At 76.6% G+C, this 14,438-nt stretch carries 8 protein-coding genes; 4 read left to right on the top strand and 4 right to left on the bottom strand.

Annotation, left to right across the window (positions count from 1 at the left end; genetic code table 11):
• The first annotated feature begins 22 nt into the window (after positions 1 to 22).
• Entirely contained in the window at positions 23 to 1,288 is a 1,266-nt protein-coding gene (gene wecC, locus E7744_RS09405) for a UDP-N-acetyl-D-mannosamine dehydrogenase (RefSeq protein ID WP_137773889.1), read from the top strand.
• Between the two features lie 8 nt (positions 1,289 to 1,296).
• On the opposite strand, the gene E7744_RS09400 is transcribed toward wecC, so the two are convergent.
• From E7744_RS09400 to E7744_RS09390, 3 genes are read right to left on the bottom strand one after another with little or no spacing between them, the layout of a single operon-like run.
• Complete coding sequence (locus tag E7744_RS09400) at positions 1,297 to 3,867, bottom strand: polysaccharide pyruvyl transferase family protein (protein ID WP_137773888.1); 2,571 nt, start codon at positions 3,865 to 3,867, stop codon at positions 1,297 to 1,299.
• Positions 3,864 to 6,503 carry a hypothetical protein gene (locus E7744_RS09395; protein ID WP_137773887.1) on the bottom strand — a complete coding sequence of 880 codons (2,640 nt, stop codon included), beginning with the start codon at positions 6,501 to 6,503 and terminating at the stop codon, positions 3,864 to 3,866. The genes E7744_RS09400 and E7744_RS09395 overlap by 4 nt, the downstream gene beginning before the upstream one ends.
• On the bottom strand, positions 6,500 to 7,420 hold the full coding sequence (locus tag E7744_RS09390) for a hypothetical protein (RefSeq protein WP_137773886.1): 921 nt from the start codon (positions 7,418 to 7,420) through the stop codon (positions 6,500 to 6,502). The genes E7744_RS09395 and E7744_RS09390 overlap by 4 nt, the downstream gene beginning before the upstream one ends.
• A gap of 152 nt (positions 7,421 to 7,572) precedes the next feature.
• Between E7744_RS09390 and E7744_RS09385 the strand changes: the two genes are divergently transcribed.
• From E7744_RS09385 to E7744_RS09375, 3 genes are all read left to right on the top strand, one after another.
• Entirely contained in the window at positions 7,573 to 9,378 is a 1,806-nt protein-coding gene (locus tag E7744_RS09385) for a glycosyltransferase family 4 protein (RefSeq protein ID WP_137773885.1), read from the top strand.
• Between the two features lie 99 nt (positions 9,379 to 9,477).
• Positions 9,478 to 10,479, top strand: coding sequence for a hypothetical protein (locus E7744_RS09380; protein WP_137773884.1), 1,002 nt, complete (start codon positions 9,478 to 9,480; stop codon positions 10,477 to 10,479).
• Positions 10,476 to 12,701 (top strand): glycosyltransferase, encoded by a 2,226-nt coding sequence (locus E7744_RS09375; protein WP_246858381.1) that lies wholly within the window; start codon positions 10,476 to 10,478, stop codon positions 12,699 to 12,701. Before E7744_RS09380 ends, E7744_RS09375 begins: the two co-directional genes overlap by 4 nt.
• Here the strand turns inward: E7744_RS09375 and E7744_RS09370 are convergent.
• Positions 12,698 to 14,347: a glycosyltransferase family 4 protein gene (locus tag E7744_RS09370; RefSeq protein ID WP_137773883.1), complete on the bottom strand. Its 1,650-nt coding sequence runs from the start codon at positions 14,345 to 14,347 to the stop codon at positions 12,698 to 12,700. The two genes, E7744_RS09375 and E7744_RS09370, sit on opposite strands and share 4 nt — an antisense overlap.
• Positions 14,348 to 14,438: the final 91 nt, after the last annotated feature.

Genomic DNA, 14,438 nt, shown 5'->3' with positions numbered 1-14,438 from the left:
CGACGAACGAAGGATTCACTGTATGACGGACATTTCCAGCGTTGCCGTGATCGGGCTGGGCTACATCGGACTGCCGACAGCCGCGATCCTGGCCGAGAACGGGATCCGCGTCCACGGCGTGGACGTGAGCCAGCGTACGGTCGACGCGGTCAACGCGGGCGAGGTGCCGTTCGTGGAGCCGGACCTGCACGGCTTCGTGGCCCGCGCGGTGTCCAAGGGGCTGCTGTCGGCCTCCACCGAGACCCCGGCGGCGGACGCGTACATCGTGGCCGTGCCGACCCCGTTCCACGCGGACAAGAGCGCGGACCTGTCCTACATCGAGGCCGCCGGCCGGGGCCTGGCCCCGCAGCTGCGGGGCGGGGAACTGATCATCCTGGAGTCGACCTCCCCGCCCGGGGCCACCGAGCACCTGGCGGACGTCGTCTACGCCGAGCGCCCGGACCTGGCCGAGGCCCGGTCGCTGCAGTTCGCGCACTGTCCCGAGCGGGTGCTGCCGGGCAAGGTGATGACCGAGCTGGTCACCAATGACCGGATCGTGGGCGGCTCCACGCCCGAGGCCGCCGAGCGCACCCGCGCCCTGTACGCCACGTTCTGCCAGGGGCAGATCCTGCTGACGGACACGCGCACCGCCGAGCTGGCCAAGCTCGTGGAGAACTCCTTCCGGGACGTGAACATCGCCTTCGCCAACGAGCTGTCGATGATCTGCCAGGAACTGGACATCGACGTGTGGGAGCTCATCGAGCTGGCCAACCACCACCCGCGGGTGAACATCCTGCAGCCGGGCCCGGGCGTGGGCGGGCACTGCATCGCGGTGGACCCGTGGTTCATCGTGGACGCGGCCCCGGCCCAGTCGCGGCTGATCCGCAGCGCCCGGGAGATCAACGACTCCAAGCCCGGCTGGGTCATCGACCAGGTCAAGGCGCGCGCGTTCGACGTGCAGCAGGCCACCGGCCGGGCACCGGTGATCGCGGCGCTGGGCCTGGCGTTCAAGCCGAACATCGACGACCTGCGCGAGTCCCCGGCGCTGGGCATCACCGCCCGGCTGGCCGAGGAGTTCCCGGCCAGCACCATCCTGGCGGTCGAGCCGCACGTCGACGAGCTGCCCGCGGTGCTGGCCGGGCGGGAGAACGTGCGCCTGTGCCCGCCGGCCGAGGCCGTGGAGGCCGCGGACATCGTCGTGCTGCTGGTGGACCACACCGCGTTCTCCGGCCTCGGCGAGCGCGCCCGCGGCAAGGCCGTGGTGGACACCCGCGGACAGTGGCGCACCGAGCCCGCCCTGGTGTCCTGACGCGCTAGTCAGCGCACGACGCGCCGTGCCCAGCGGAGGATCCTCCGCAGGGCACGGCGCGTCGGTGTCCGGGCCGGGGCCCCTCCGGGCGCGGACGGGCGGGGCGAGGCCGGCCCCGGCGCGCTCGTGCCGTCGGCCCCGTCCGCGGGCACGGCATAGGGGCTCGAGGACCCCCACGCCAGCTCCCCGCGCGCCTCCCACGGCACGACGCGGACCCGCTCGACGGCCAGGGTCGCAGCCGGTCCCCGGCCCCCGTCCCCGCAGTCCCGCAGGGCCTCCAGGCGCAGGCCGAGGGAGGTGGTCGCCGACGCCGCCCGCAGGGCCACCCAGACGGACTGCCGCTCGTTCCACGCCGTGACGTCGTGGGTGAACAGGGCGCGGCCGCCGACGGAGAGGGTGTAGACCAGCTCACCGGCAGGCCTGCTCCCCTCCACGCACTCCCCGCGGAGGGACAGCTCCATCCGCAGCCCCTCCCCGGGTGCGGTGTCCACGGGGAGGGTCCACTCCACGTAGTCCCCCCGGCGGGGGCCCCCCGAGGCGAGCGCGATCTCGTCGCCGGCCGCCGAGGTGCGGCGCGTGGCCTCCACCCGGCGCGCGGCGTCCACGGTGCTCCCGGAGGTCAGCACGGCCCGGCCCGGGTCCACCGACTCGGCGGCCGGCCACCACGGATCGGGCGCCGGCGCCGGGCGCGGGGCCGCGGCGGGCGGCAGGTGGCGGACCCAGCCAGGGTCCGGGTCCCGGCGTGGCTCGGCCGCGAGCGCCCCGATGAGCCGGTCGAGCTGGCGGGAGGCCTCGAGCTCGAGGGCGTCGAGGCGCTCCAGGGTCTCCGGCGGCAGCCCCGTCTCGTCCAGCCGGCGCTCGAGCGCCGCGAGCACCTGCTCGGGCGGGTCCGCGAGCGCGCAGACGGCGTCCGGCCGGCCCAGCTGGACGAAGTGCGAGCGGACCTTGGGGTCGTAGGCCAGGCCCAGTGCCGGACGGCGCAGCCGGTGCATGAGCAGGTTCGCGTGCAGCCGCATGGAGACGAGGGCCTCGGCGTGGCGCAGGACGTCCAGGAACTCGTCCAGGGGCAGCCCCGGGGGCAGGACCTCCACGTCGACGTCCTCCGGTGCCCATGCCGCGAGCTCCTCGAGGACCGGGACATCGGTGGCCTGCATGGGGACGGCGACGATGGCCAGCCCGCGGCGACGGGCGCCGTCCACGAGGGCGTCCACGAGGCGGCGGCGGCCGGCGGCGTCGTCCAGCCAAGGCCGCAGGTTCACGGCCAGGTAGGGCGGCCGGCGCGGGGCCGGGCGCCGGGGAGCGGGCAGGGCCAGTCCGTAGACGGCGTCGGGGGCGACGACGACCTCCGCGGGCCACGAGGCGGGCAGCGGCTGGAGCACGTCCAGGGACTCCGGGTCGCGCACCGAGACGGACCGCGCCAGCCGCCCGGTGAGGTGGACCGCGGCCCGGGCGGCGGGGTCGGCCAGCGGGCCGACGCCCATGCCGTAGACGTGGACGGCGCCGCCGTAGGCCGAGACCAGCAGGGGGAGCTGGGCCATGTGCGCCGGTGAGACGCGGGCGCCGCGCACCATCCCCGCGGCGCCGCCGGCCCGCCGGATGGAGTAGTCGTGCCAGTGGCCGCCGGGGCCCAGGACCATCGCCGTGGCCCGGCGGGCGTGGTCCTCCGCCGCGGTGGGGTCCGCCCGGCGGAAGGCCTGGACGCCGTGGGTGCGTTCCACCTCGCCGGCGTCCGCCGCGGCGACGACGGGGTGGACGTCGGGCAGGGCGGCCTCGAGGTGGGCCAGCAGCGACTCCAGCAACAGGTCGTCCCCGCGGTTGCCCGCCCCGTAGTAGCCGGAGAACAGGACCGTGCGCGGCCGGGGCGCCCCGCCGGCCCGGGGGTCCGGCAGCGCGTCGGGACGGCGGCCACGCAGGGCGGCGAGGACCGCCTCCACCCGGTGCTCGTACAGGTGCGCCTCCGCCACGCGCCGGAACGCCCGCCGGGCCACGTCCGCGGGCAGGGCGGAGGCGGACCGGTGGGCGAGGACCTCGTCCCGGAGCGGATCGGGGGACGGGCCCGCGCCGAGGACGCGGGCGAACTCCCCGGGCGAGGGCAGGGGGTCCTGCAGCAGGTCCGCCCGGGCCAGGGCGGGGGCGGGGCGCAGGGCCAGGTCGGCGGACTCGGCCGCTCCCGGGCCGTCGTGCAGGCAGGCCGTGGCGATACCGGCCTCCCGCAGGAAGCGCGCCGTGGCCTTGTCCGGGACGAGCCCGTCGCCGGCGAGGAGCACCACGTGGGGCGCGAAGCGGTCCACCACGGCCGTGACCGGCTCGTGGTGGAACCGCCGGCGGGCGGCGGCCGGCGCCGGGCCGCCCGCCGGTGGGCCGTCCGCCGCCGGTCCGGCCAGGACCGCGGGATGCCGGCCGACGTCGAGGTCGAACACGGTGTGTCCCAGGCAGTGCAGCGCGTCGAGGACGGCCTGGTCGTGCGGGGCCCCGGGGTGCCTGCCTCCGCGGACCAGCAGGATCCGGTACCGCACGGGCGCCTCGCACGGTGCGGACCGCAGGGCAGCGCGCTGGTCGTCGAGCGAGGGCGGCCTCATCGGCCGTGCTCCGCCGCGGCCCGTGACCGGGGCATCAGGTACGCGGTCCAGCCCGGGGATCCGGCTCCCTCGCCGTCGTCCACGGTCTCCCCGGCCGGTCCCCCCACCGCGTTGCCGGGACCACCGGCGACACCGGGGCCGTCCTCGATGCGGGTGGCCACGCGCACCCGGGCGGGACCGGGCGAGCGGTGGAGGGGATCGCCGAGGACCTCGACGCACAGCGGACCGCGCTCCGGGTCCACCACCCCGGCCACCGTGACGTCCACGGCGTCCGCCGTGCCGGCTGGGAAGCGGGTCTCGGCCACCGTCACGCCGGCTTGCCCGATCCCCAGGCCGGCGACGAGGCCGGGGTGGGCGAAGGCCAGGCGGATCCGCAGGCTCCGGTCGTGACCGGTGGCCACGTGGCGGGTGTCCAGCGCGTAGCGGTGGTCCAGCCGGACGGCGTGGTCCGTGCCGTCCGCGAGCCGGACCCCGTCGGCCCCCGGCCGCCCCCGGACGCCCCGCGCCGCGTCGACGGCCCGGCGGAACCACGCGGCCAGCTGGGGACGGGCCCCCAGGGCCTCGTGGCGGGCGGCCAGCACGGCGGCCGTCCCGGCGGGTCCGGCGGCCGCGCCGAGCCAGCCGAGCTTCCGGGCGGCCTCCGCCGGCGACTCGGCCCGCACCAGCCAGTCGCCGAAGGGATCCTGCTGGCTGCCCGGCGGGTGACGCGTCGTGACGACGGCCGGGCTCGCGCACACCGCGTACGCGGTGACCGGCAGGTGAGCGCGGCGGCGCCCGTTCACGGAGGGCTGCAGGTAGACCACGGGGCGGGCCAGGAGGTCTGCCAGCCCGTCCGGGTCCGCCGCGGCCAGGTCCTCGGGGGAGACGTCGCGGCGCGGGCCGGGGAAGGAGCCCAGCACCCAGTCGGCCAGGGCGTTCTCGCCCGTGCGCACCGCTGTGGCCCCGGGCCGGCCGGTCCGGGCGGTGCGCTCGCGGACGGCCGTCAGGAAGGCGGTGTCCACCAGCCCCGGGCTGTGCACGGCGTTGTCCGCCGCGCGCAGCAGCGAGCCGCGCTCGACGGAGGTGGGCCCCACCCCCACCACGAGGTCGAAGACGGCCGTCCCGTCCCGGACGAGGGGCTCGCCGTGGAGCAGGTACACGCTCGCGATGCCGGCCTCGCGCAGCGCGGCGGCGCCCTCCGGTGCCAGGCCGACGCCCTCGGAGAGCAGCACGATGCGCGGCGTGGCCGTGCCGAGCCGCTCGAGCAGGGCGGCGGTGTCCAGGACCGTGGCGAACGGCGACCCGGCGGGGGCGGGGGCCACGATCCCGGGGAGCTCCTCGGGACCCAGGACCACGGGCGGGACCCCGGCGTCGCACAGGTCGCGCAGCACCGCGTCCAGGGGGCTGAAGCGGGCGGGGACCCGGCCGTGGAGCACCACGACGCCGGCGAGGTCGGCCGGGTCGACGGCCGGGTCAGCGGCCCGGTCAGCCCGGTCGGCGGGCTCGGTGGGGGTGGTGGTGCCGCCGGTGACGGACACCGGTCCGGCTCCGGCCCGGTCGCGCCCGGTCCCGGCGCCCCCGCCGGGCACGCCGCCCCCGGGCGCAGCGGTCCCGTCGAAGCCCAGGAACCACACGGCACGCTCGGCCGCGTCCAGGGACCGCCAGCCGTCGTCGGTCATGAGGGACTCGAGTGCGAGCACCCGGGCGGCGGCAGAGAAGGACCGGTCGAACCGGTCCAGCACGCGCTCGCCGAGCCCCGGCAGGCGTCCGTCCCGCAGGGCCTCGGCGATCCACTCGTCCGCGGCCCCGACCGACTCGCACACCACGAGCTCGGGGAAGGCCGGGACGCGGGACTCGCCCGGGACGACGCTGATCGTCGGCAGGCCCATGGCGGCGTACTGGACGACCCGGCTGGGCAGGTCGAAGAAGCCGAGCCCCTCGAGTCCCGGGAACCAGGTCCGCAGCCCGCGGTGGTCCCGGAAGAACTGGGGGATGTTCAGGGCCACCCGGGCCCGGCTGCCGGCCCGGACGACCTCGGCGTCCGTGTCCAGGAAGCCGCCGCCGAGCCCCGCCGGGTCCTCGCCCGCCTGGCCGAAGATCCGCACGGGGTGCCGCATCCCGGCCAGCAGGTCGTACCGGCCCCGCCGGACCGGGCCGGCCACGTTGCCCAGGAACAGCGCCGTCGTGTCCGGCTCCTGCCGGCCGTACACGGCGGGGAAGGCCTCGTGGTCGGTCCAGAACGGGAAGTTCACGCCGGTCGGCCGGCCGAAGCGCTCCTCGTAGAAGCGCAGGACCCGCTCGTTGCCGCAGTGCAGCACCAGGTCGTACAGGTCGACGGCGGGACCGTAGGACAGCTCGAACGGCACCGGGTCGTCGGAGAACCAGACGGCGAGCGCGGCCCCGGTGCCGCGCAGCTCGCGCAGGACCGGCAGCGGCGCCGAGCCGGGACGGAAGACCAGCACCCAGTCGGGCCGGAAGGCGGCGATGCGGTCCAGGTGCGGTCGGACGGTCGCCAGGAAGTCGTCGGTGTCCCGGAACAGGAAGCCCTTGCCGAAGCGGCCGGTGTTGTAGACCTCGTGGCCGGCGGCGACGAGGGCCCGCTCCAGGGACGAGCCGACGTGCGCCTCCTGGATTCCGTCGAAGAGGACGATCCTCATGCTGCTCGGGGTCCCCCTGCGGTCGTCGGGTGGTCATGGTCCCCGGACCGGGGGACGTCGGAGTGCCGGACGAACCGGACGCCGTGCGCGGAGACCGGGACGGGCAGCAGGACGCCGTCGGCCAGCTCGCCCAGCCGGGCGGCCCGCAGGGGCAGCAGTGCGGGCACCCGGGTGAACCCGGCCACGGGGACCTCCGGACGCAGCCACCGCAGGAAGGTGGCCAGCGCGCGGCCCCCGGTCCCGGCCGCCCGGTCGAGGTCCACGAGCACGGCGCCCACGGCGTGCGCGGGCGTGGCGGGAGCGCCCGCCGGGGCCCCGGCGGCGGGGTCCCACGCCTCGACCGCCGCGCCGGGCCGGCCGGCGGTGCCGTCCGCGAGCGCCAGGACGGCCGCGGCGTCGTCCGGCCCCACCATCAGGCAGCAGACCCCCTCGCGGCGCCGGCCGGACAGCCACCGCCACGCCGCCAGGGCCGGGGACTCGGCGAGCACCGGGGAGCCGGCGATCGCGGCGACGTCCGTGGACAGTTCCGCGACGCCGGAGCGCAGCTCGCCCGCGGCGGCCCGGACCTCGTCCCCGAGCCCGGACTGGCCGGCGGCGAGCGTGGCGGCGGCCTCGTCCACGCGGGCGGCCAGGGCCCGGACCTCGGCGCGGGCCTCCTCCAGCAGGGCCTGCTGGTCGGCGGCCCGGGACCGGACGAGCGACTCGGTCCGGTCCCGCCCCACCGCCACGCCAGCGCGCAGGGTGCGCACCTCCCGCAGGATCCCGCGGGCGGTCCACGCCAGGTAGGCCAGGACCAGCCACGTGCCCGCCGCGGACAGCAGCAGCACCCACCGGGCGGAGGTGACGGTGAGGGCCACCACGGCCCCGGCGGCGAGGGCCAGCCCGAGCAGCGCGACGACCCCCGGAAGACGATTCATGCCCCTCATGATCGCAGACCCGCGCCCGCCCCTGCGCGCCCGTGCCGTCCGGGCCGCCGTGGCGGCGTGGACTAGGGTGACTCCGGACGACAGGCCCGGCGGCCGGGGCAGGGGATCCCGGGGCCGGCGGACGACGAGAGGACGAGGGGCCCATGACGGTACCGGACCGGATCGCACGGCTGCGGGGGGTCCCGTGGGCGCGCAACGCCAGCCTCACGGCGCAGACCGTCGCCGAGCACGTCGTGGACGACCCCGTCCAGCTGCTCCTGCAGGTCTCCCGCCGCGTCCCGGACGCGGTCTCGCGCCCCCTGGGCGCCGCCCTGGGCGTGGCCGGGCGCCCGGGCAACGGCGTGCTGGCCGCCGTCGGGCACGAGATGCGCGGGGAGCGCGAGCGGGCCGAGCGGGCGCTCGCCGCCGGGGCCCGACGCCGGCCCTCGGCCCGCGCGACCGCCCACCGGGCGGACGCGCTGCTGGGCTGGGGCGATCCGGAGGCCGCGGAGCGGCTGCTCGGTTCCGTACCCGAGGACCGGCGCGGTCCCGACTGGTACGCCGTGGCCGCCCGGCTCGCGGCCTACCGGGGCGACCTGGACGCCGCCGCCGCGCTGGCCGGCGTCCATCCGCGCAACCGCGCGCTGCGCCGGCGCCTGGAGGGGGAGCGGGACGCCTTCGGCGACCACGTCCCCGTGGTCCCCGCGCCGGCCGGCTATGCCCCCGTGCCGGGCAGGGTGCTGCACGTGCTGACCAACTCCCTGCCCCACACCGCCAGCGGCTACGCCCACCGCAGCCACGCCATCCTGCGCTCGCTGGTCGACCGCGGGTTCGAGGTCCGGGCCGTGACGCGCCCCGGCTACCCCGTCCAGGTCGGCATCCCCTGGGGCGCCCGGCAGGACACCCTCGACGGCATCGACTACGTCCGCCTGGTGCCCCGGCGGATGGCCCAGGGGCAGGCCGCCCGCCTGGACCAGTACGCCGCCCTGCTGGCGGAGCAGGTCGAGCGGTTCCGGCCGGCCCTGCTGCACACGACCACGCACTTCACCAACGCCCTCGTGGTCCGGGCCGTCGCCGCCGCCTACGGGATCCCGTGGGTCTACGAGGTGCGCGGACAGCTGGCGGACACGTGGGCGGCCGCGCACGGCCCCGGGGCCGCGGACTCCCAGCGCTACCGGCGCTTCGTCGCCCGGGAGGCCGAGGTGGCGCGGTCCGCGGACGGGGTGGTGACGCTGGGCGAGGGCATGCGCCGGCGGCTGGTGGAGGCGGGCGTGGAAGCCGCGCGCATCTCCGTGTGCCCCAACGCGGTGGACGAGCGGTTCCTGGCCGAGCCGACGCCCCGCGACGAGGCGCGGGCCCGGCTCGGTCTGGATCCGGCGGACCTCGTGGTGGGCACCGTGTCCAGCCTCGTGGACTACGAGGGCCTGCACCTGCTCGTGCGTGCGGTCGCGCGGCTGGCGCCGGCGTATCCGCGGCTGCGGCTGCACGTCGTGGGCGACGGGGTCTCCCGGCCCCGGCTCGAGGTCCTGGCGCGGCAGCTGGGCATCGGGGACCGCTGCGCCTTCCCGGGCCGCGTCGACCGCTCCGAGGCCCCCGTCCACCACGCCGCCCTGGACGTCTTCGTGGTCCCGCGCCGCGACCTGCCGGTGACCCGCACCGTCACGCCGATGAAGTCCGTGGAGGCCTCGGCGGTCGGGCGACCGGTCGTGGCCTCCCGGCTGCCCGCCCTCGAGGAACTGGTGCAGGAGGGCCGGACCGGGCTGCTCTTCGAGCCCGAGAGCGAGCAGGACCTGGCGCGGGCGCTGCGACGGCTCTTGGACGATCCCGCCGAGGCCGCACGGTTCGGCGCTGCCGGTCGCCAGTGGGTCCGCGAGACCCGGACCTGGGCCCGGAACGCCGAGACCTACGCGCGGCTATATGACGGCCTCGGCGTCCACGTCGATATAGTGGACCGCGGCCCCGGGGCGTGAGCCCGCCCGCGCTCGAGCCGGCAGCTGCGCCGCGGCCCCGGCCCGGCGGCAGGCCCGCCCCCCGATGACCCCACCGACCGTCCACGAAAGGACCCGTCCATGCCCAGCTCCGTGACCCGGTTGCCGCGGAACGCCGTCGGGACCCTCGGCCGGAAGCTGCGCAGCGGTTCCCGTCTCGGCCAGGCCACCTTCCTGGCCGTGGTCCTCGGCACGGTCCTCGTGGCCCTCCAGGCCGTGCTGTCCGGACTGTGGCTCGCCGCGGCGGGCATCTGCCTGCTCGGGGCGGCGGCCTCGGTCCTCGCGCTCAAGGTCTTCACGGCGGCCCTGCTGGCGGCGCGGACGGAGCGCTCCCTGCGCCAGGGGATGTCCGCCGCCCCGCCGGCCCGGGCCCCGTCCCGGCCCGTTGCGGCGGCGGATCCCGCGACCGCCAACCGGCTGCGCGCCATCGGGGTGGTAGAGCCGAGCGTGGTGAACGCCGCGGCCAAGGGCCGCCAGGCCGCCGCCGTCCGGGACGATCCGCAGCGCTCGTTCCGCCTGTACGCGGCCACCCGCGGGGCCAGCCTGCCGGCCGACCAGTCCTCCGCCGGCGCGGCTGACGGCGCCGGCAGGCGCAGGATCGCGGCCATCGCCACGGCCGAGCAGGCCGCGGCGTGGGGCCGGGAGTTCGCCGTGACCCGCCTGCACCCCGAGCTGGCGCGTGCCGAGTTCGAGGCGGCCCAGCCCACCGCCCTCGTCATCCACGAGGACGCCCTGCGCACGGGAGCGTGGTACTCCACCCTCCAGGCGGGCGGAGTGGGGCTGCTGCGCCAGGTCTTCGACCTGATCGCCACGTGCCGTCGCAACGCGATCATGGTCTACGTGGTCGCCTCCGACACCCTGGAGCTGTCCACGCCCACGCTGCGCCGCCGCGCCACCCTGGTGGTCCGGCCCGGCGAGGACGACGATGCCCTGCCCGGCACCGCCGCCCACGGTGCGGACGTGGACCGCCCGCTCATCCGGGCGTTGCGCTCGCGCCGCGTCCCCGGCCCCGTCGGGGTGTCGACCGGCGCGACCGCCCCGCACGGCCCGACCGACCACCACAAGGAGGAAGTGTCCTCGTGACGGAGACGACCCCGCGGCCGGACCTGGCCCCGAACCCGGACCCGGACCGCCGCCCCATCCTGCTCTACGGGGACGTGGTGCTGGACGTGATCGACGGCTCGGCCATCTGGCTCGTGTCCATGGCCGAGGCGCTCTCGCAGACCCGTTCCCAGGTGCACGTGGTGCTCAAGAGCAAGGTCCGCAACGACCGTCTCCTACGCCGGCTGCAGGGACTGGACCACGTGACCGTCCACGAGGCGGGCCCCGGTGCCGTGGAGCTGTGGGCCGGCCAGCCCGCGGAGCTCTCGCCGGAGGCCGCCGCCCGGCGGCTGGCGGAGGTGGACGCCACCGTGGGCGCGCGCGCGATCGTGGTCCGCGGCCGCGCCGTGTGCCGCCAGGTGGCCGAGGACCCGGAGCTCGCGCCGCGGCTGTGGGCGTACGTCACCGACCTGCCGTACCCGCTCGAGCACGCCACCACGCACGCCGTCTCGGAACTGGGCTTCGTGGCGGAGCGGGCCCGGCGCATGTTCGCCCAGACCGAGGACGCGCGGGCCTACCTCGAGGCCGTGGTGCCCGCCGCCGCGGGCAAGACCATCCTGCTCAACCCCATGATCCCAGACGAGTTCTTCGTGGACCTCGACGCCGAGCCCCCCGTGGACCTGTCCGGGCGCCCCCTGGAGCTCGTCTACGCCGGCAAGTTCGCCAAGGACTGGCGCACCCTGGAGATGTGCACGCTGGCCGAGGCCTTCGGGGACGGGGACCACGGCGTCACGGTGCGGATGATCGGGGACAAGTTCCAGCGGGCCAAGGACGACCCGCAGTGGATCCCGCGGATGCGCGAGGCACTCGGCGGCCCCTCGGTGGACTGGCTCGGGGGGATGTCCCGCGAGGAGACCCTGGAGAACGTCCGCCGGGCCGACATCGGCCTGGGCTGGCGCTCCCCGGAACTCGACGCGAGCCTCGAGGTGTCCACCAAGGCCCTCGAGTACGCGGCCGTCGGCACGCCGCCGCTGCTCAACCGCACCGCCGCGCACGCGGCGCTCCTGGGGGAGGACTATCCGTTCCTGCTCGAGGAGGACAGCGTGCAGGAGGTGGTGCGGGTCCTCGGCCGGGCCCCCGAGGTCCTCGAGCACGCCCGCCGCCGGGCCCAGGACGCCGTGCGCTGGTACGCCCTCTCCGAGTCCGCCCGGCGCCTGGAGGGCCACTTCGCCGCGGCCGAGTCCCGGCGCCGGCGCCCCGGGGCCGAGCCGGTCCGGGTGCTGATCGCCGGGCACGACCTGAAGTTCGCCGGCGAGCTCATCGAGATGCTCCAGGCGGACGCCGGGATCGAGCTGCTCTTCGACGAGTGGCCCTCGCTGCACGAGCACGACGAGCAGCACTCCACCGAGATGGTCGCCCGCGCCGACGTGGTGCTGTGCGAGTGGGCCGGCCGCAACGCGGTGTGGTACTCGCGCCACAAGCGGCGCGGCCAGCGGCTGCTCGTGCGGCTGCACGGCTTCGAGGTCCGGGCCCCCTGGCTGCAGGACATCGACTTCGGGGCCGTGGACGCGCTCCTGACCGTGTCCACCCTCATGGTGGGCCGGGTCGTCGAGGCCACGGGCTGGGACGCGGCCAAGGTGCACGTCATCCCCAACGCCGTGGACACCCGCGACCTCTCCCGGCCGAAGCTCCCGGGGGCCTCGCGCCGCCTGGGCCTCGTGGGCATGGTTCCCTTCCTGAAGCGCCCGGACCGCGCGCTCGACGCCCTGGAGGCGGTGCTGGACCAGGACCCGCGCTTCACCCTGCACCTGCGCGGGCGCCTGCCCTGGGAGTACCCGCACGTGTGGAAGAAGCCGGCCGAGCAGGAGGCCTACCTGGCCTTCTTCGACCGCATCGGCCGGAGCGACCGGCTGCGCGACGCCGTCGTCTTCGAGCCCTTCGGGCCGGACATGGGCTCGTGGCTGCGCAAGGTCGGCTTCGTGCTGTCCCCGAGCTCCGACGAGAGCTTCCACCTCGCCCCCGCCGAGGGCATGGCCTCCGGGGCGTTCCCGATCGTGTGGGACCGGCCCGGGTCCGCCGACGTCTTCGGCGAGGACCTCGTGGTGCGGGACGCCGCGGCCGCCGCGGAGCAGATCCTCGCCGTCGCCCAGCCGGAGGTCTTCGAGGCCCAGTCCACGGCCATGCGCCAGCGGGCTGTCCAGTGGGACCTGCGCACCGTCAACGACCGGTGGATGGAGTTCCTGCTCGAGGGTGCGGAGGCCTAGCCCCCGAGCACCTCGCGCGCCAGCGCCGGCAGCACCCGCCGGGCGTCGAAGTGCGACTCCACCCAGTCCCGGGCCCGGGCGGAGGCCTCCGCCCGGGCCCCGGGCTCCCCGGCGAGCCGCCGGATGGTCCCGGCCATGTCAGGGACCGAGGCATGGAGCCAGTCCACGGGGTACAGCCCGTCCGCCCCGGGCCACGCCAGGGACACGGGGACGGCGCCGTGGGCCGCGCCGTCCGGCAGCGTGAAGTGGAAGGACTCGAAGTCGGAGGTCGAGAGGGCGAAGCCGATCCCGGCATACCACCCATCCATGTCATGGCCGAAGTCGTCGAGGTGCACAGCCCCCCTCAGCGACGGATCGGCCTCCATCCTGGCGAAGTGCCGACGGTAGTACGCCGCCTCGTGCGTCCGGGCCGCCATCCAGGCCTGGTCCGACGGCAGGTGGCCCTTGATCCGCAGCGTGAAGCGCCGATCCTGCCCCCGTAGCTCGGCAAGCAGGTCCAGGGCTCGGTGCAGGCCCTTGCGCGCGGGGGTCATGCCGACCAGGCCGAGGGTGAACGCCCGGTCGGTGGCCCGGGTGGCGCTCCCGGCCCGGGCCGGGGGCTGCGGCGGCACGTGCACCGCGTTGGGGACCACGGTGGTGAGCGCGGGATCGATCCGGTGGTCACGGATGACCTGGCGCCGGACGTGGTCGGCCACGAAGACGAACCGGTCCATGCGTCCCCGCCGGACGAGCCCCGGGTAGTCGAGGGCCGCCTCCTGGAGGTGGAGCCGGGTGGTCAGGCGGGTGCCAGGGGGTGCATGCTCGGCGTACCAGACGGCGTTGCCCAGGGCCCACTCGCACAGCACGGAGTCGGCCCATCGCGCCAGTTGCCGGCTGCGGGCCGGGTCGTGGCGTTGGTGGCCGGTCCACTCGTCGAGCCGGACGTCGTGGCCGAGGCCAGCCAGGTGATCGATCAGTCCGCGCGCGAACTTCAGGTCGTGCCCGGCCACCACCACGCGGCGCGGCTCCACCTCGACGGTGACCCGCGACTCTGGCCCGGGCGGTGGTGCCGCTGGCGTGCCCGCCACCGTGTCGCGCGCCGGGGAACTGCGGAGCACGGACAGGCGGGCCCGCCGGCCCTCGTCACCGAGCCGCTCGGTGTCCGCCATCAGGTACCCCAAGGCCGGGGCATCGACGTCCTGGCCGAGGACGTACACCGGCACGCCACTGGAGCGTGCCTCGAGTTCCCAGGCGGACGCATCACTGGCGGTCGGGGGCTTCACGACGGCGGCGAGGGCATTGAGCAGTGCGGACCGCCGCGGCGAACCGGGCACCTGGACGACCAGGCCACTCCTGCCGTGCAGGAGCCGGCGAAGGGTCGGCACGATGTCGGCATCGGCGACCAGGACAGGGACCGGTACATGGCCGCGGACGGCACCGCGCGCGTCGGGCCAACGGGCCAGCAGTGCCGGCAGGGCCTCCACGGTGAAGCCGACCTCGGCGGAGGCCGACGGTCCCCCTGCGGAGACGACGCGCAGGCCCACGAGGGGAGCGGCCGGATCCACGGGCAGCCAGCGGCGCAGCCGGGGGGACACCGGCTGTGGCGCGAAGGCCTCCGTGTCCAGCCCCGTCCCGGGCGTGGACCCGTGCTCCGGAGTGTCGGGCACCGGCCACGCCCACTCCGGCACCGTCGTGGATCCCAGCCGTGCCGAAACGCGCCGTGCGGCGACCGCCAGGGCATCGCGCGCCGTGTGCCGG

It is taken from the genome of Citricoccus sp. SGAir0253 (assembly GCF_005877055.1).
Taxonomy (GTDB): domain Bacteria; phylum Actinomycetota; class Actinomycetes; order Actinomycetales; family Micrococcaceae; genus Citricoccus.
The sequence above is the reverse complement of the archived record's forward strand: the minus strand, read 5'-3'. Positions and strand labels throughout refer to the sequence as shown.